This window comes from Halogranum rubrum (assembly GCF_900114455.1).
GTDB classification, from domain to species: domain Archaea; phylum Halobacteriota; class Halobacteria; order Halobacteriales; family Haloferacaceae; genus Halogranum; species Halogranum rubrum.
In genome coordinates this window covers 72,923-91,296 of record NZ_FOTC01000004.1, presented here as the reverse complement: position 1 = coordinate 91,296, position 18,374 = coordinate 72,923, and the positions used below count along the sequence as shown (strand labels likewise).

The following is an 18,374-nucleotide window of genomic DNA, read 5'->3' as shown; positions in this document are numbered from 1 at the left end:
TCAGTTAGCTTCCCGACGTTCTTCTGCCGACATCTCGCCGACGTGCTCGAACGCGCTTACTTCCTCCCAGTGGTGGCAGGCAGCCTCACGCCCTTCGAAGACCGATTCCAGCGGCGGGTGGTCGCTCTCACACTCCTCGGTAGCATACTCACAGCGCGGGTGGAACGGACAGCCGCTCGGTGGGTTGATCGGCGACGGAATCTCTCCCGTCAGTCGCTGTCCGCGGCGGCGGACGTGTGGATTCGCCTGGGGGACGGAGGCCAGCAGTCCTTCGGTGTATGGGTGGGCTGGCCTCTCGAACAAGGAGGCGGTTTCACCCTGTTCGACGATCTCTCCGAGATACATCACCGCGACCCGGTCGCTGAGATGTTTGACCACGCCGAGGTCGTGAGAGATGAACAGGTACGACAGGTTCCGCTCGCGCTGGAGCTGCATGAGCAGGTTCAGGATCCGGGCCTGGACGGACACGTCCAGCGCGGAGACGGGTTCGTCGAGAATGAGGAACTCCGGGTCGACCGACAGCGCAGTCGCGATCGAGACACGCTGTAGCTGGCCGCCGCTCAGTTCGTGTGGGTACCGGTCTGCGAAGTCCGGATCCAGATTGACCGTCTCCAACAGCTCGGCGACGCGCTCGCGACGGTCCGCTTTCGAGAGATCCGTGTGGATCTTCAGCGGTTCGGCGATCGTCGCACCGATTCGGTAGCGTGGGTCGAGACTGGAGTACGGATCCTGAAACACCATCTGGACGGACTGTCGGTACTCTCTCAGACCTTCGTTGGACAGTTCGTGGATGTCGTCGCCGCGGTAGCGAACCGCCCCCGACGTCGGCTGGTGGATACGGGTGACGATGTTGCCGACGGTCGACTTGCCCGCCCCACTCTCGCCGACGAGCGCGAGCGTCTCACCCCTCCCGACCTCGAAGGAGACGTCGCGGACGGCAGTGAGCGTCCGGGTGTTCCCCAGAAGGCGTGAGAGCACGCTGCTGTTCAGGGCGAACTGCTTCGTGAGTCCGTCGACCTCCAGTATCGGGTCGGTCACAGCTGATCCCCCCGTTCGGGGCTCTCGAGTTGGCCGTCCCGTTGTCCCTCGTCGACCTTTGCGGAGCCCTCGTACTCGGGGTTCTCGGCTGGATCGTACAGGTAACACCGGACGACCGAGCCGTCCTCTCGGTACTCCTGCGGGATGTCACCGGTCTCACAAGCGTCGCTACACACCTTCGTACACCGAGGGTGGTAGCGGCAGCCCGAAGGTGGCTCCCGGAGGTCCGGGGGCGTCCCCTTGATGACCGTGAGCTCCGATTTCATCTCGTGGGTCTCCGGGATGGACCGTAGCAAGTCCTCTGTGTACGGATGCTTCGGGTCGTCGTAGACGACGTCGACCGGGCTGACTTCCACCAGATTGCCCGCGTACATCACTCCCACGCGATCACAGACCTCCGCTACGACACCGAGGTCGTGCGTGATCAGGATGATCGATGTGTCGTGGTTGGCGTTGATGTCCTCCAGTAGATCGAGAATCTGCGCTTGGATGGAGACGTCGAGTCCGGTCGTCGGTTCGTCGGCGATGAGCAGGCCCGGATCACACGAGAGCGCGATTGCGATGACTACACGTTGACGCATTCCGCCCGAGAACTGGTGGGGATAATCGTCGAGTCGGTCTTCGGGGCTGGGGATGCCGACGTCCGCGAGCGACTGGATCGCTCGCTTCCGGGCCTCCTGTTTCGAGACATCGAGATGCTGACGGATCGTCTCTATCAACTGACGACCGATCGTGTACACCGGGTCCAGACTGGTGTTGGGGTCTTGGAACACCATGCTGATCTCCCTCCCTCGAATCTGCTTGGCGAGTTCGCCCTCGGACATGGCTGCGAGATCCCAATCGCCGTACCGGATCTCGCCGCCCGTTATCTCACCGTTGTCGTCGAGCAACCGGAGGATCGTGCTCGCGAGCGTGCTCTTACCACACCCGGACTCGCCAACGATGCCGAAGATCTCGTCGTTCTGGACGTCGAACGACACCCGATCCACGGCGTTGACCTCGTCGTGTTTCGTCGTGTACGTCACTTGGAGGTCGCGCACACTGAGGCGTGGGCTCGTCATCAGCGGTTCACCTGCCTCGGGTCGAAGGTGTCACGCAGTCCGTCGCCGATCGTATTGAAGCCGATCACCGGAATCATGATCGCCAGACCGGGGAAGATACTGTACCACCACGCGGTGGCGAGGTAGTCCTTCCCCTCAGTGAGCATCCGCCCGAGCGACGGGTCCGGGGGCTGGACGCCGACGCCGAGGAACGACAGCGTGGCCGTCGTCAGGATTCCGAAGGCGAACTGCAGTGTGATGGTGACGATGAGCGGCCCGACTGCGTTGGGGAGGATATGCCGAAAGACGATGCGAGACTGGCTTGCCCCTCGCACTTCCAGACTCTTGACGAACTGTTCTTCTCGGAGCGAGACGGCTTCACTTCTGGCGACGCGGGCGAAGATCGGCGTGTACGCGACGCCGAGTACCAGTAGGACACCCCACTTCGACGGACCGAGAGCCGAGATCAACGCCAGCGCGAGGATGAGCGACGGGAAGGCCATCAACACGTCCACTGCGCGCATCATCGCCTGATCAGTCCAGCCGCCGCGGTATCCGGCCGTCAGCCCGATTGACGTCCCTAAGACGAACGCCATCATCACCCCACCGAGGGTAATCGTCATCACAGTCTGGTAGCCGTACAGCACGCGAGAGAAGATATCGCGACCCAGATTGTCGGTCCCAAACAGGTGCTCCGCTGAAGGGCCTTCCAGGATTGCGTCGTAGTTCTGCGTCCGTGGTTCGTACGGCGCAATCTGTGGCGCAAACAGCGTGATCACGCCGATCGACAGGATGAGGAACAGTCCGAACACTGCGAGTTTGTTCTCGAGGAAGCTCTCGGCGAACTGACGGAGCTGTGATTCGTCGCGACCGGTCGTCTGTTGGGTTTCGATTTCTGTTGCCATTGTTAGGCCTCCTCCTCCATGATGCGCGGATCGAGATACGAGATTATCAGGTCGGTACCGAGGTTGACTGCCGAGAACCACAGTGCGAGTAGGAGTACCGACCCCTGCACGAGCGGGTAATCCCGCTGTAGAACCGCCTGAAGGACTGTCCGCCCGAGTCCGGGAATCGCGAAGATCTGTTCGACGACGACTGCACCCGACAACATGTAGCCGAACTGCAGGCCGATGACCGTAATCACGGGGATGAAGCTGTTCTTCAGCGCGTGACCGAACAAGATCGACCGAGAGCGGAGCCCCTTCGCCTTCAGGAACCGGATGTACTCCTCTCCCAGCGTCTCGATCATCGACGACCGCATCATCCGCATCGCCACCGCGACGGCCACCAACGTCATCGTGAGCGTGGGCAGCACCATGTGCCGGAGATTCTCCACGAGGTCTTCCGTCGGCGCAACGTAGCCGCTGACCGGGAACCAGCTCAGGCCGACCGCAAAGATGGCGATGAACACGACCCCGGAGAAGAACGTCGGCACACTCACGCCCGTGATTCCGACTCCCATACTGAAGTAGTCCACAGCACTGTTCTTGTTCAGTGCGGCGACGATGCCGAGCGGGATGCTCACGGAGAGCGACACGAGCAGCGTGAGCAGCACTAGCTCGAGACTCACGAAGAAGCGGTCGGCCAGTATCGGCGCCACAGGTCCGTTGAACGAGTAGGACTGTCCCAGGTTGCCGACGAGGACGCCGGAGAACCAATCGACGTACTGGACCGGGAGAGGCTCGTGTAGACCCAGTTCCCGCTCGATCTCCTGCACTCGCTCCTCGGTCGCCCGGACACCGAGCATCGCGACCGCCGGACTCCCAGGTACGAGATGGACGAGATAGAACACGAAGACTGACACGCCGAAGAGCGTGGGGACGAACAGCAAGAGACGCTTGAGGACGTATTCATACCATTCCATGTTAGCTCCCTACAGGGATTCGTGCTTAAGCATTGTGATGCTATCGATTACCACACCAACGCAGTGGGGGCAAAAATACGCCTGTCAGACATTCGGCCGTCGCCCGGCAGGTGTTCGAGCGTCTCGAGCGGCCCCAGGTTAGCTGTAGAAGAGATCCCCGAGCTTCGACCGGTCTGGGGTCGGGTACGTGACGGGACTCTGTGTGACGTTCCAGTGAGCCCACATCGATGCCGTTCCGAGCCCGATTCGAACGGGATCGAGAAACGGGACACCGAGTTCTGCGGCGATGCCGTCGTGGACCTGCATGAACGAGAGGCTCATGCATCCGGGGATGAGCGCCTCGGCTCCGTCCTCCGTGACGGCATCTCGACCCGTCGTGATCATGTCTTGGACCAGTGAGTCCGAGGAGTGATCGATGTCTAACACCGGTGCCTCCACCACCCTGACGGATGCGAGGCGGTCGTCCAGATGGGCCTCGTGGATCTGCCGGTGGACCATCGGTTCGGTCGAGTCGAGAATCGTCAGCACGCTGAATCTGTCGGCCACCTGTGCGGCCGTGTGGAACGTCGCCGTCGCCGACCCAACCACCGGCTTTCGAGTCATCTCTCGGACGGCAGAGAGCCCTGGCTCACCGAAACAGCCGACGAAGAACGCGTCGAACTCGTCTTCGTGCGCTTCGACCGACCGCACGAGTTCGGTGGCCGCCCACTGTTCTTCGACTGTGGACTCGACCGAGAGCGGTGCGTCCGACGGTGTGACCAGTTGGACGGTGTCGCCGTCCGGAACCAGTTCGTTCGCGACACGTTCCCGTCGTTCGATCTCTTCGTCGTGATGTCCGACACTAGAGAGCAGGTACGCGATATCTGCCATAGATACGAGAGGGGAACTCGATTATAAATAACTACGCCACCTCGCGAACCCCGCCGCAGTTCCACCCTCGCGACTCCACCACGAAAGACGTGAATACAGATGCTCCGGCTGTCTCGTGCCGAGAACCGTCACTCGAACAGGTCGTCGTCGAGTTCGACGCCGATTCCCGGCCCGTCGGGGACGGGTGTCTCCGGACCGACGACGAGCGGTTCGTCCGTCGGGTCCTCGGCGAGCAACGCGGGGTCGAGTTCACACGCCAACGGGATGGCGGGAATGACGGCGGCGAGGTGAAGAATCGCGCTCGCCTCCAGAGAGGTTCCGAAGGCACTGACAGCAGTCGCGTTCAGCCGGTGTCGGTTGGCCGTCCGCGCCATGTCTGCCATGATGCGGAGCGACCCCGTCTTGGCGAGTTTGAGGTGACAGCCACGTGTGAGGCCCTTCCGCCCGATCAGTTCGACATCGCTGGGGGTGTGCACGAGTTCGTCAGCGTAGACCGGGATACCGGTATCCTCCCAGAGCTTCAGGAGGTCCTCCGGACGGTCAGGAGCGACGGGTTGTTCGAAGTACTCTATCTTCGAGCGGTCGGAGATGGCTCCGATTGCCGCTTTCGCCTTCGGATACGACTCCCACCCGGTGTTTGCGTCGACGCGAGCAGTCGCGTCGGGTGGGAGCTGATCGAGCACTGCGTCGATCCGCGCAACGTCGGCAGAGACGTCGCCGGTCGCCTTGATCTTGAATCGACGGTAGCCTGCCTCTATGCCGGTCTCGGTCACCTCGCGGGCGCGCTCCGGTGAGAGGCCGGGAACCGGATACACGCAGGGAACTGTCTCCCGATGCCTGACACCGAGTAGCTCCCACAGGGGAACGCCGGCGCGCTTACCCTGTAGGTCGAGAATCGCGAGTTCGACCGCGGCTTTCCCGCCAGCGTTGTGCGGAAAGTCGCTCCCGAAGGTGGCGAGTTCCCGGGCGGCGTCGTCCAGGGTCGCTCCCTCGATGCGCGGGACGAGCCAGTCGTCGAGAAATGCGACCATGCTACGCGTCGTCTCGCCGGTAAACCACGGCAGTGCGGTTCCCTCGCCGTATCCCGTGACTCCGTCGTCGGTGTGAAGACGGACGAACGCGTGGTCGGTCGTCAGGTGGTCCTCGTAACTCACCGGGAAGTCGTCCGCGAGCGGAATATCGCGGCCGACGACGTCGACGTCCGTTATCTCCATCGTGACCTCTCTGCGGTTCCAGTGATTCCTCGCGGTCGGTCTCTCCGTTTCATGACCTCGTCTCTACCGGCCAGCGACTAAAGCATATGTGCGCAGGTCGGTGACTGGTCGGTGTCCGAAAATCCACATTATTCGCGCTCGTAGCTGCTCTACTACCGCGGACTCAGCAAATATTGCCAAACTCAGCGGGACTATACTCGCTTCCTGGGAGGCCGAACCATGCGTGCCGCTCACGTGACCCGACTCGGTAGTCCGGAAGAGGCGATTTCGGTGGTCGACGTCGAACAGCCGGAACCAGGTTCGGAGGAAGTCAGCCTTCGCGTCGAGGCCTGTGCCCTGAATCGGTTGGACGTGTTCGCTCGAGTTGGCCACCCCGACGAAGAAGACCGCTTCCCCAAGCAGACCGGCGGCGACGTCGCGGGCGTCGTCGACGCCGTCGGCGACGACGTGACCGACTGGGAATCCGGCGATAGAGCCGTCGTGTATCCGATTGTCTCCTGTGGCGACTGTGAGTACTGCTCGATGGGCGAAGAGACGATGTGTTCGAGCTACGAGATCGTCGGTGAGAGCCGTCCCGGTGGACTTGCCGAGTACCTCGTCGTCCCTGCGGGAATCCTCGATCCGATCCCCGGAGATATCGACTTCGTGACCGCTGCCGCGTATCCTGTCGCCTTCACGACGGCGTGGCGAATGATCGTCACGGCGGGTGACCTGCGGCCGGGCGAGTCGGCACTTGTCCTCGGGGCTTCCGGCGGCGTCGGAAACGCCGCTGCTCGGATCGCCGCGTTCCTCGGTGCGACCGTCTACGCGACGACTTCCACGGACGAGAAGGCCGACGCGCTTTCGAGCATCGCCGACGAGATGATCGACTATACGGCCGGTTCGTTCGACGAGGCGATTGTGGACCTGACAGACGGTCGTGGCGTCGACTTAGTCGCCGACCACGTCGGCCAAGAGACGTGGCAGACGAGTATCGACAGCCTCGCGACTGGGGGCCGGATGGTGATCTGCGGTGCCACGTCTGGTGCGGACCCCGATATCGATATTCGGTCGGTGTACCAGCGCCATCGCCAGATTCTGGGTGCCCCGATGGGCAACCGCCAGGAGTTCCGGACGGTCGGTCGGCTGGTTGGTACTGGCGACCTGAAACCGTGTGTCGACCGTGTTCTGCCGCTAGACCGAATCCACGAGGGGCATCGTGCCCTAGAAAACCGTGACGTCGTCGGGAAGGTTGTGATCCGACCGGGTGAGTAGGTCAACCTTGGCTTGTTGACGCAGATACAGCAAGTTGACTTTCGACTCGTTTCGAGGCAGTAGTACGCCGCAGACGTCCTGTCGACACCGTGAACGACAAGGAGGGCTGTTTTTTGTTCTCTATCGAGGCCCGGACTGTCGTTGCTCAGAGACAGGGTAGTTCCAACGCTCGAACGTGCCGAAATATTGTGTCATTTGTTATCACTAATCATTCGATGACAGCGAACATACTCGGATTTCGTTCGCTAACATCGAATAAAGTTTAAACGGATGAATTCGGGCTGTAGGAACCTCTAATCTGTATAACGACCCTCAAATACGGGAAATACAGCGTTCGACAGAGTAAAACATTTAAGCGAATACCATCATCTTGCACACATGGGAGACACAAACGGATCGCCGCGTCGCATCAAATCCGATATCACACTCCTCCGGATACTGCAGTCACTACAGCAGTCGGGAGGACAGACAATCACCGAACTGGCAGACGAACTCTCACTCGCCAAGAGCACGGTCCACGCCCACGTTCACACGTTGGCGGAGGAGGGGTATCTGATCGAGGGCGAGAACGGCTTCGAGCTGGGGCTACGTATGCTGGATTTGGGTGGCACCGTCCAAGATCGGTATCTCCCCGAACTGATTCGTCAGAAGGTGGATGAACTGGCCATCGAGACCGAAGAGCGGGCACAGTTCGTCGTCGAACAGGACGGGGTCGGCGTCCATCTCTACTGTTCGTACGGCAAGAACGCGGTCCAGACGAACGTTTGGGTCGGACGACATTTCCCACTCCACATCTCGGCTGCCGGCAAGGCAATCCTCGCGTACCTCCCCGAAGAGCGGCGTGAGTCCGTCCTCCAAGGCGAACATGTCGCGTTCACCGAACACACGATAACCGACACCGAAGCCATCAGAGCGGAACTCGAAGAGATCCGAGCTAACGAGTACGCGATCAATCAACAGGAGAGTACACGTGGACTCCGGGCAGTAGGCGTCCCGATCATGAACCGCGACGACGAGATTCTCGGTGCGATCAGTATCTCGGGGCCGACACACCGTATCAAGGGGACTGTGCTCCACGAGGAGATCCCCGACCTCATCCTTGGGGTCGCAAACGAAATCGAGCTGCGGCTGGCCTTCCAGTGATGCAGGGAGGACTCACACACGCGTGCTGGTTCCGTTTTGCTCCGAGAGTGTCTCGATGAGACTCCGGCCTTTGCCGCGGCAGTACTCCCGTCTGCGACCGGTTGCAACCGGACGAACTGAAATTCGACGGTGTCGAACAGAGATGTACTAGACCGAAGCTGTTAGACCACCAGTGCACCCCTCGGTTCAAACTGAGCGGACTTTGAGCGACTCGAACCAGACTTCACGCCGACGTCGACAGAAAGTCTCCCCGATGCTCACGTAGTCTACGACGGTTTCCTCGACGACCTCTAGCAAGAGGTGGTTGTAGTTTGTTTCCTTTACTCCGATATCAGCTAGTCAAATAGACAGCTCACCGGAGCTGGCGTCACTACACTAGTATTACAATACTAATAATGTAATTGTTTTAACGGGGGACGAATGTCAGATACTGGTGAAAGTGTCTCTAAACCACACGTGCGCAGTATCGATTGATGTCCAGATTTCGATCCGTAGTCACAGGAGTGAACGGGGCTACCCTCGACGACGAGCGTATCTTTAGGCAGGGGCACGTCGCAGACGATAGACTAACACGATTCAGATGCGGAACGGGCGGGTCGAAGAGTTACCGTTCGACGCTACGCTGAGATCTGTCAAAGAGACTCTAGTCACTCCAACGCTTGAGTGCTGGCAGCGCGGTAGTGCTCAGATTATCTGATCTCACGCGAAGCGAACGATTGCAACCAGCTCCCGACGGTGTCTTTTCAGTATAATTATATGACTGTCTCTCGACCTGTTCGAGAATTTCACTGACGAGTGACAGGTCCCCACTGTTTGATTGCTCTCTTGTTCACATCTGTACCTGAGGTCGTGTGGGTGGAGCATCGCTTGTAGCCACGGTGCAGAATCGACGAAAGAGAGTGCGTCGCTGACGAGATATTTGCGACAGATTCGGAGAGTCGTCTCGTTAATCGCCAGATTTCTGGTCGCTAACGGGCAACTGGGAATTAACCGGCTTGTCTTGGAACCGGACCCAGTGTACAGATGGAATCGGTCGTCGTCGAGTCGAGTCACGACCTCCCCGATCACGACGCCATTTGAGCCGGCACCGTCTGTGGTTGTCAGTTGTGTTCTGCACCCCATTGTTACGCAATATCGAGAGCACCGACACAGAACTGACAATTATTAGTATTATACTCGAAATCTACACTACTGCCAACTGGAACGTCACGGGCTACTTCGATGACACCGCTGCGAAACGATGTCGTCGCCGGGGGCTATCGGTCACCAGTTGCGTGACGAGCTAACCGAGAGAGGCCCAAGTACATCTTGCGCCCTGATCACGCTTTGACGACGTATCCTCCCTCGACGTGGACCTCGAAGGAATCACCGGCCGATTCTGGCACGACGACGCGCACCGTCACGCTCCTCACGTACCGCCCGCTGTCGGCATGCTCGTCGGTCAGTTCGAACGTATACTGTTCACCCTGCACGTTGAGCCAGCCCGTGCCAGTGTCGGTTCCGGTCACCGTCGCCGTCGCCTCGGCTTCTTCGCCGGGCGAAATATCGCCTTGCATCGAGAAGGACTCCAGTGATAGTTCTGGTCCGTCCATCGAGACAGTGACCGTAGTGTCCAGTGTTTCACGGTACGTCCGCGTCCCATCTCCATCATCTCCCTCTCCTCCATCACCGTCGCCGTCACCACCGTTTCCGTCGTCGCCGTCACCCGGTTCTTCTGTCAGGAGCTCGACGCCGAGTTGCGACTCGACGTTGCCGATCTTGTTGAGTATCGTCTGTCGCTTCGACCCCGCGAACAGGAGGCCGACGAGTTCGCCGCTTCCGTCGTGGAAGACGGGTGACCCGCTGTCGCCGCCTTTCGACATCTGGCCGGCGATGAGCTGATCGCGCAGCGTCAGCGTGCCGGCGTCACCGAAGTTCACACGAACGCTCGCGCCGACCGCCGACACGTCCGCACTCGTGACGCCCGTCGTTCGTCCAGTTTTCCGTACTGTCTCGCCCTTCAGTGACCGGTAATCTTCGCGCCGCACAGCCGTCGGCCACGAATCGTCGAGTTCGTGGTACTCCGGGGACTCGCGCTCGACACTCACGGAGCGGGCGGCCACATCGACTGTCGAACCGACTTCGACCGGGACGTACCCCTGCAACGTGCCCGTCTCGTCGTCGGGGTGCTTCCCACCGTCACGCGGTGAGGGCTGAATGATGGGTTCGCCGAACTCCGCTTTGTTTACTCGAGCGTAGACGTGGTTGTTCGACAAGCGGACGAGATCGCCCTCCGTGGCGTCGTCGCTCCACTTCCCCGATGATGTGTCGGTGATACGGGCGGGGTACGGTCCCGCGGTTGCTGCGGTGGACTTCGCGTTTATCTCGCTCACCCCGCCGACGACCGGGCGGTGGCGGTCCTTGCGGTCCGTCTCGGCCTCCGGAATCTCGACGGTCAGCGAGAGTGCGTCGAACCCATCGCGCTCCTCGTCGAAGCCGGAGTCTTCCACTTTGACGTCGGCGTCGGTGACGAGCTTCTTCACGTTGTCTTCGTCTGCAAGTTCGCTGTCGGGAAGCTTTTGGGAGACGTAGACTGTCACGGTGTTCGTCTCCTCGTCGTATTCGACGCCGATGACGTTCTTGCGTTCGAGTAAGTGCTCAAAATCTTTGGTGCAGGGCATAACTTAACTCTCGTTGTGTTTGAGAAAAGGCGTGCGTGATAATATCACTGTTGGCCCGTAGGAATCTCCAGCCACCCCGGAAGCGCATGTAACCGGTGAAGTACGACGTGATCCTCACGGTGGGAGAAGTGACCTGACGAGTTCACGCCCGCAACCTCGTTCAGAAGACCCTTGCGCATATCGATGCTACGAAGACTCGGTCAATTGGAGCATCTAGGTGAGTTACTTGAGACGACGTGCACATCGAAACGCTCGAACAGAGAGTCCCCACAACGAGCGGCCGATTACAGCTGTCTAGTGAGATACTCTTTGAGAAGCGTCCGGTGACATCGCTTCTGGTCGGTGTTCTCGAAACAAACGAGAACGAGGTGTTCTCCGCTCCGAAGGCGCTCGACGAGTTCTATAACTGCCTCCTGAGCATCTGCAGTGTCGGTGAGATGCGACCGATATCGGTCTTCGAATCCGACTTCGTCCCAGGCTGCATTATGGGCTCCTTCGTCACACAGCCCCTGCATCTTGAAATCCTCGTGGCGCTGTTTGCATTCGTCGAGGAGGTCTGCTGGGGGGCCGAGTGCTGGATAGTTCTCGTCGACTGTCGTTCTGAACCAGCTAGTTGGTCGCCGAACGACACCCACGAGCGTAGCCTCGGTGGGAATATCCACGAGGTTATGCTGCAGCGCTGCGACGTACGTATCCTCGAGGCGGTCAGTTGTGGTCATGGTTTCTGACTTAGTGGATGGGGGCTGAGGTAGTCAATTCCCCGGCAAGATGCTGTCCACTGGATCTGTGGATGTTGGTGCCACTTGCGGGTATTGATATCTTTCGTGGTACTCTCGTAGATGTTTCTCGTTGTCATGGGACTCACGAGGGTCACTAGACGAATCGTACGTCTCCATGCGCCCCTCCTCCCTCAGGGGCAGAAGTACAGCTAGGCGGTCTCGTTAGCCTCTACAAGTGCTGACAGAAGGTGCGTGCTGAACGTAGAGAATTGGTTCAACAAACGGCCACATTTTATCCCAGCGACTCAACGACGAGGTCTCCTATGGAGAGAGAACGTATCCGTCAAGTAATCTCTGCCGAACCGGGAGAACTCTTCGACGTCGTGGCAGACACTGAAACTCCAGTCTCGAAATCACTCTTAGTCCCGATTGTCGACGACCCAAGACTCATTCGGAGTCGAGTTGTATCCTCATCATATTCAAATGGCTCCTAATAGCACCGTTTCGTCTGATACGCCTGATAGACAGTGGTGGAAAGAGGCAGTTGCCTATCAGATATATCCGCGAAGCTTCAACGATAGCAACGGCGACGGTATCGGTGACATTCGGGGTATTACAGAGAAGGTTGACTATCTGGACTCACTCGGAATCGACGTCGTGTGGCTCTGTCCCGTCTATCAATCACCACAAGCCGACAACGGCTACGACATTAGCGATTACCGCTCGATAGACGAGCAGTTCGGAACGATGGCCGACTGGGAGGCCCTTCTGGAGGCGTTACACGCACACGATATGCGGCTACTCATGGACCTGGTCGTCAACCACACCTCGGACGAACACGAGTGGTTCCAGCGGTCCCGTCGTGGAGACGATGCCTACAAGGATTACTACTACTGGCGCGATGGGGGCGAAGACGAACACGGTAACCCCACTCCGCCCAACAACTGGGGATCATTCATGGGGGGGTCGGCATGGACCTACGACGAGATACGTGAACAGTGGTATCTTCACCTCTATGACGAGAAACAGCCAGATCTGAACTGGCGTAACCCGGACGTGCGCGACGAGATTGCATCGCTCGTCGAATGGTGGCTCGAAAAGGGAATCGATGGGTTCCGTCTCGACGCGATTCACGTCATCTCGAAGCCGGAAGGTCTCCCGAACGGAACTACTGACAAGAAGCCTATCGGATCCGAAGTGTTTAGTCACGGTCCCCGTGTCCACGATTACCTCCGCGAACTCTATGACCGGACGTTCGCGAACTATGACGTCGTGACCGTCGGCGAGATGGGAGAGACGACAGTCGACATCGCTTCCGAGTATCTCGGTGAAGAGGGGGACGGACTGGACATGCTCTTCCACTTCGAGCACATGGACATCGACGTCGGTCCACGCGGACGATGGGACCCGGAAGGAGGAGGCGAGTGGAGTCTCCCAGAGTTCAAGCGAATCATGAGTCGCTGGCAGACCCAACTTGAGGGGTGGAACGCACAATATCTCGGTAATCACGACCAGCCCCGAATCGTCTCTCGATTCGGCAATGACGGAACGTATCGAGGAGAGAGCGCAAAGCTCCTCGCGACGTTCCTGTTGACTACTCACGGGACGCCGTTCGTCTACCAAGGCGAGGAGATTGGCATGACGAACGCCGAGTTCGAGAGTCTCGACGAACTTGACGACCCGATGATGATCGGTGCTGTCGAGGATTACCTCGCCGCTGGGAAGGCGGATTCCCCGGAGGAGCTGCGAGAGTTCTGGAACACCCAAAGCCGTGACCACGCACGGACGCCAATGCAGTGGTCAGATGACGAGCACGCAGGGTTCACCGACGAAAAGCCGTGGTTCCCCGTCAACGAGAACTATCGTGACATCAACGTCGAGGCTGCCCGGGACGACGAGGGGTCGGTCTGGCACCACTACCGGGAACTCATCAACTTTCGACACGATGAAGATGCCCTCGTCTACGGTGAGTACAGTCTGCTACTCCCTGACCACGAGCAGGTGTACGCGTACACTCGAGTGCTTGGCGATGATCGGTTGCTAATCGTACTCAACTGGTCAGAGAACCCCGCCACGATCGATCTCGGACAGACCGAGGTCGACTTCGATTTCACCGACCTGTCTGTGTGTCTCTCGAACTACGAGGAAACGGCGACCCAATCTGACGAACTGTTGTTCCGCCCCTACGAAGCAGCTGTCTATCGGTACTGACGTAGACAGAAACACCCCTCAATAGCGTCGTCACTGTTCCCGTACTCACGTTCTGGAAGTGGCGACCGAGCCGGAGAGATCATGTAATCGATGTGTGACCTGAGTTCAGTACGGTCACAGAAACCCACCGAACGCTGTCAGAAGCGGCGTGACACATACAGAGAGTTTATGCATCAGAGCGAGATCTGCGGCGAGTGAGGATACCGATAGGATCGCACGCTCGCGGTGATGCGAACGATGACACCGGTTTCCGGGCGACGTTCGAAGACTGTCGTATATCACCGACGAGAATCCGTTGTGATAGACTGCACCGAGTGCCCCCAACTATATTGTCCATGCGCTCACATCTCATTATAAGGATTTGTTGATGTCGTCTAACGGAGCGTCAGAGGAAAGTCAAGGGTCCGCAGATGGCCCCCACGACTCGGATTACGCATCACTTGATCCATCCAGTGCCGAGTGGCGCTTCGAGTTGTCGCTGACCTATCCGGTCTACTTCGCAATTGCGCTTCTCCTAGTCGTTTCCTTTGTACAGTTTGTTGATGTTTTCGTCCTTCAGTTGTCCGCCGTTCCGTTTCCGCTAATCGCATCGAGAGTGCTTGGGATTTTTGTCGTGCTTGGCTATCTGTGGCTTCTGGGACAGCCGCTACGTGCTATCGGACTGCATTCGAAGAATGTTACTTGGTCTTTCGTGATTGGTGGCCTCCCCTTCATGGTCCTGTTCCTCGTTGGGTACGGACTTCAGTTCACCCTCCTCGTCGTCGGGGAGACATCCCCGCAACTCCTCTTCGGAGCGATTGATCCGATGACCGGATCGACAGCCAGTACCCTCTTCACGGTGGTGTACGTCGGGGGAACATTTCTGAACTCGTTCTTGGAGGAGGGGCTGTTCCGTGGCGTGCTCCTCACGCATTTCATGCACCGGCTCTCGTTCTGGCGAGCGAACGCGCTGCAAGCCATGTTATTCGGCCTCTGGCACCTCGTGTTCCCGCTCCACGGTCTCGTGACCGGTCAACTGACGACGTCTGCAGCAATCGATCAGGCGGTCCAACTGCTGTTCTTGACGACGAGCGCCGGCTTTGTCTTCGGGTATCTCTTCTTCCAGACGAACAGCCTCTGGACCCCTTGGCTTGCCCACACGTTGGACAACCTCATTCTCAATGTGTTCCACATCAAGACGGCGGGTGGCCTAAATGGTGATATGAACATAGTGATGCTCGCCTCCATGCTTGGGTTTCCGCTGGTCTTCGTCGTCGCGTGGGCACTCGGAAATCGATACGAGATACCTCGATTACGGTCGTGGGGTGCCAATAGATCGTTCGATTGATTACGTATCTACACAACAAGTTACTTCGCCACGTTCGTCGCTTCGGATCATATTTTCAGGTAAAACTGACGCATCCTATCGGACACTCGACGAACTCCTTAATGACGATAGTGACGATTGACACGGTGGCTACACGATCAGTGCGCGCCCTGTATTCAGCACGACCATAGAAACCTCACTAACCCCTATCACAAGTCACGTGAAGCAGGCAGAGGACGTATTCGACAAACGACCATATAGATTCCCAATGGTCACTGATGAGACGTCCATCCAGAAGGAGGACTCCAACTAACGCAGTCACCGGCTTATGCGAAGCTTGAATCAGGTCTCTGTCTCAATCATCCGCTCGAAGCGGTCGAGTCCGAGTTCGATTCGTTCGAGGTCGTTCGCGAAGCTGAAGCGGAGGTACCCTTCTCCGGCGTCGCCGAATGCGCTTCCGGGCGCAGCGACCACGTCGTACTCGGAAAGCAGTCGCTCGGCGATTTCGATGCTTGAACCCCGAAGCGCGCTCACGTCGACGAATGCGTAGAAGGCGCCTTCGGGTACCGTCATCGAGACGCTGGGAAGTTCGTTGATTCGCTCGACGACCGCGTCACGCCGCCGTTCGAAGGCAGCCTTCATCTCACGAACCGGCGCATCCGGACCGGTGAGCGCGGCAAGGGCAGCGTACTGGGCGGGCGTGTTCACACACGAGGTGGTACTCTCGTGAATTTTCGTTGCGGCCGAAGTCACGGGGGCGGGACCGCTCAACCAACCAACACGCCACCCTGTCATCGCGTACGTCTTCGAGCAGGAGTCGATGGTCACGACTCGCTCCGGATAGTCCGTGACGGCCGCGAGGCTAGACTGGGACCGCTCGTAGATGAGTTCGTGATACACCTCGTCGGCGATGACGTAGGCATCGTGGCTGACGGCCGCCTCGACGACACGTTCCATAGCCGAAACGTCGAATACCCGACCGGTCGGGTTCGACGGGGAGGTCAAAACGACGGCGCCGGTTCGATCGGTGATGGTGTCGACGACTCGGTCAGCGTCGAAAGCGAAGCCATCGACGGGTGACAACGGAACCTCGACTGGGACGGCGTTCGTCAACCGCGCCTGTGAGAGAGGATTCGGCCACGCTGGTGTGGGGACGACAACTTCGTCACCAGGGTCGGTTACGGTTAACAGCGTCAAGTAGAGTGCCTCCACTCCGCCGGTGGTCACGACCACGCGGTTAGGCTCGGCGTCGACGTCGCGACCACGGAGTCTATCGGCGATTGCCTGTCTGAGCGCCCTGATACCGGCGTTGGGCGTGTAGTTCGTCCGACCCTCGCGCGCCGCCGTCGCTGCCGCGTCGACAACGTGTTCCGGCGTGGGAAAGTCAGGTTCGCCGAGTTCGAGGTGGACTAAATCGTCAGCATCGTGTTCGTTTGCTAAGTCGAACAGGCGACGAATCTGTTGGGGTTCAATCTGTGCGACTCGATTCGACACGGCACGGTCGGTCATCGCTCATACTGTGTGAACCAGTCTCTTGATTATTCGGATATCTGTCAAACCGTGAGATCCTGTGGAGACTACGCTCCCTACGGGGACCACTTCGGTTCCTGCAAAGCGCGTCGTCGAAACAGGAAGCCCTACCCTCAAGCGCGAGCCGTCAGGCGAGCGGTAGGGTGGGGTAGTTCACGGGTGTTGCCTATTCGTCCGAGACTAGCCCTTTGTACTTCGACTTGATTTTCTCACCCTCTCTCCATTGCCAGTAGTAGTAACGATGGTCGTTGATCTCTTTGATCGTAATCGTCGCCTTTGAGGGGACGTCACCCGGGCGATCGTCTGCTTCCGCTTCGACCTCTTCATCCTGCTCATCCTGTTCTGCAAGTTGCGCCTCGCGCTCGCGATGCTCGGCGAGTTCGTCAGCGTATCGGGCGATGTCTCGCAACACGTCGGGAGACTGGTCGGTAAGCTTCTCAGCGATACCGCTTGGGACGTTCTGAGGCGGCGTTGGTGGGGAATCGGACATGGGTCACCGTCGTGTTAACCAACACAGACGCCAACAGCAAAGCTGCGTTGGTTAAGTAGAATCTGGTTCAGCGTCGATTCACTCTTCAAGCAGCGCGATAATCTCTGTCGACGTTCGACTGATCCGTCCGAGTCGCTCGCGAGTCACGTCTGCATCGTCGGATTCCCACGAGGCGAGGTAGAACGCTGACCCACTCGTATCGAGTCCACAGTACCGCCCGACGATGTACGCCACGGCTTCGGCTTCCACCTCGCGTTTTGCCCGCTCGGTGTCATCGTCGACGTCGAAATGCAACAGCGCGTGCGCGTACTCGTGAACCAGCGTCCGTGCAAGGTCGGCTTCGTTTGCTCGGTCCTTGACCTCGACGAGTGGTTGGATGTCGACGAGGCTCAATCGCTGGCAGATACCGCGTGCACTCCCGTGGGACCACTTCTCTTCGGGGACAATTCGGACCGTCACACCGAGTTCATTAGCCGCGTCAGTCAGTTGCTCCACGAGATTGCCAGCGTCACCCGTCGCGGCTGTCTCGAGGTCGGGGAGCGGTTCGCCGTCGGTCTGTGAGATGTCGAAGACAGGGGCTGGTCTGAACCCGACGAGCCCTCTCGACCACTCCTCGGGTGGCGTCCCGTTGTAGTCACAGTCGGTGTTGGCGTGGTAGCTCGGCGAGTTCTCACACTCGGGACACCGTTTGGTGATGATGGGTGCCCAAATCCAGATGGCCTGCTCACCTTCCTCGACGTGGCGGTCGAACTCATCTTGCCAGGTTCGGTACCCGGCGACGCGACTGGCCTCGGGACACTGCTGTTTGATGAGGAGTGTGTTCCGGTAGGAGTAATCGTGGAACTGCCGTTGGACGTCAAGCCATGCTTGGAACTCTGCACTCGCTTGTGCGTCGTCGACGGAGTCGACAAGGTCGTCAATCCACTGTTCGATGGTACTGTGCATCTCGTCACGTCGGGTGTCGGAGTCGTCGAACGACACCGCTGCATAGTCACTACTCGCCATGAATTTCTCGCGAGCACTCCAGGTTTGGAA

15 protein-coding genes are annotated in these 18,374 nt (G+C 59.0%); 4 read left to right on the top strand and 11 right to left on the bottom strand.

The features are described 5' to 3' along the window. The 6 genes from BM083_RS16475 to BM083_RS16450 form a co-directional block, all read right to left on the bottom strand. On the bottom strand, window positions 1-1,038 hold the full coding sequence (locus BM083_RS16475) for an ABC transporter ATP-binding protein (RefSeq protein WP_089870703.1): 1,038 nt from the start codon (window positions 1,036-1,038) through the stop codon (window positions 1-3). Further along, on the bottom strand, window positions 1,035-2,099 hold the full coding sequence (locus BM083_RS16470; RefSeq protein WP_245756915.1) for an ABC transporter ATP-binding protein: 1,065 nt from the start codon (window positions 2,097-2,099) through the stop codon (window positions 1,035-1,037). The genes BM083_RS16475 and BM083_RS16470 overlap by 4 nt, the downstream gene beginning before the upstream one ends. Then, window positions 2,099-2,983, bottom strand: coding sequence for an ABC transporter permease (locus BM083_RS16465; RefSeq protein WP_089870701.1), 885 nt, complete (start codon window positions 2,981-2,983; stop codon window positions 2,099-2,101). Before BM083_RS16465 ends, BM083_RS16470 begins: the two co-directional genes overlap by 1 nt. A 2-nt stretch (window positions 2,984-2,985) precedes the next feature. Further along, window positions 2,986-3,942 (bottom strand): ABC transporter permease, encoded by a 957-nt coding sequence (locus BM083_RS16460; protein ID WP_009377289.1) that lies wholly within the window; start codon window positions 3,940-3,942, stop codon window positions 2,986-2,988. A 138-nt stretch (window positions 3,943-4,080) separates the two neighbouring features. Next, a complete protein-coding gene (locus tag BM083_RS16455; RefSeq protein ID WP_089870699.1) occupies window positions 4,081-4,812 on the bottom strand; it encodes an aspartate/glutamate racemase family protein in 732 nt (243 codons plus the stop codon). 128 nt (window positions 4,813-4,940) lie between these two features. Further along, window positions 4,941-6,026, bottom strand: coding sequence for a mandelate racemase/muconate lactonizing enzyme family protein (locus BM083_RS16450; protein WP_089870698.1), 1,086 nt, complete (start codon window positions 6,024-6,026; stop codon window positions 4,941-4,943). Window positions 6,027-6,245: 219 nt separating this feature from the next. Between BM083_RS16450 and BM083_RS16445 the strand changes: the two genes are divergently transcribed. Both BM083_RS16445 and BM083_RS16440 read left to right on the top strand, forming a co-directional pair. After that, entirely contained in the window at window positions 6,246-7,280 is a 1,035-nt protein-coding gene (locus BM083_RS16445) for a zinc-binding dehydrogenase (protein ID WP_089870696.1), read from the top strand. A gap of 378 nt (window positions 7,281-7,658) precedes the next feature. Then, window positions 7,659-8,423: an IclR family transcriptional regulator gene (locus tag BM083_RS16440; RefSeq protein WP_089870694.1), complete on the top strand. Its 765-nt coding sequence runs from the start codon at window positions 7,659-7,661 to the stop codon at window positions 8,421-8,423. A 1,319-nt stretch (window positions 8,424-9,742) separates the two neighbouring features. Here the strand turns inward: BM083_RS16440 and BM083_RS16435 are convergent. Next, window positions 9,743-11,083, bottom strand: coding sequence for a chymotrypsin family serine protease (locus tag BM083_RS16435; RefSeq protein ID WP_089870691.1), 1,341 nt, complete (start codon window positions 11,081-11,083; stop codon window positions 9,743-9,745). A 284-nt stretch (window positions 11,084-11,367) separates the two neighbouring features. Next, window positions 11,368-11,802 carry a DUF488 domain-containing protein gene (locus BM083_RS24160; RefSeq protein ID WP_089870689.1) on the bottom strand — a complete coding sequence of 145 codons (435 nt, stop codon included), beginning with the start codon at window positions 11,800-11,802 and terminating at the stop codon, window positions 11,368-11,370. 483 nt (window positions 11,803-12,285) lie between these two features. Here BM083_RS24160 and BM083_RS16425 point away from each other — a divergent pair, with 483 nt between their 5' ends. After that, complete coding sequence (locus BM083_RS16425; protein ID WP_089870687.1) at window positions 12,286-14,013, top strand: glycoside hydrolase family 13 protein; 1,728 nt, start codon at window positions 12,286-12,288, stop codon at window positions 14,011-14,013. Between the two features lie 367 nt (window positions 14,014-14,380). After that, window positions 14,381-15,340: a CPBP family intramembrane glutamic endopeptidase gene (locus tag BM083_RS16420; protein WP_089870685.1), complete on the top strand. Its 960-nt coding sequence runs from the start codon at window positions 14,381-14,383 to the stop codon at window positions 15,338-15,340. 321 nt (window positions 15,341-15,661) lie between these two features. Here BM083_RS16420 and BM083_RS16415 read toward each other — a convergent pair whose 3' ends face one another. The 3 genes from BM083_RS16415 to BM083_RS16405 form a co-directional block, all read right to left on the bottom strand. Further along, window positions 15,662-16,828: a pyridoxal phosphate-dependent aminotransferase gene (locus BM083_RS16415; RefSeq protein WP_089870683.1), complete on the bottom strand. Its 1,167-nt coding sequence runs from the start codon at window positions 16,826-16,828 to the stop codon at window positions 15,662-15,664. Between the two features lie 187 nt (window positions 16,829-17,015). Next, entirely contained in the window at window positions 17,016-17,339 is a 324-nt protein-coding gene (locus BM083_RS16410; RefSeq protein WP_089870680.1) for a DUF6788 family protein, read from the bottom strand. 78 nt (window positions 17,340-17,417) lie between these two features. Beyond that, window positions 17,418-18,344 carry an ArdC-like ssDNA-binding domain-containing protein gene (locus tag BM083_RS16405; RefSeq protein WP_089870677.1) on the bottom strand — a complete coding sequence of 309 codons (927 nt, stop codon included), beginning with the start codon at window positions 18,342-18,344 and terminating at the stop codon, window positions 17,418-17,420. Window positions 18,345-18,374 lie beyond the last annotated feature (30 nt).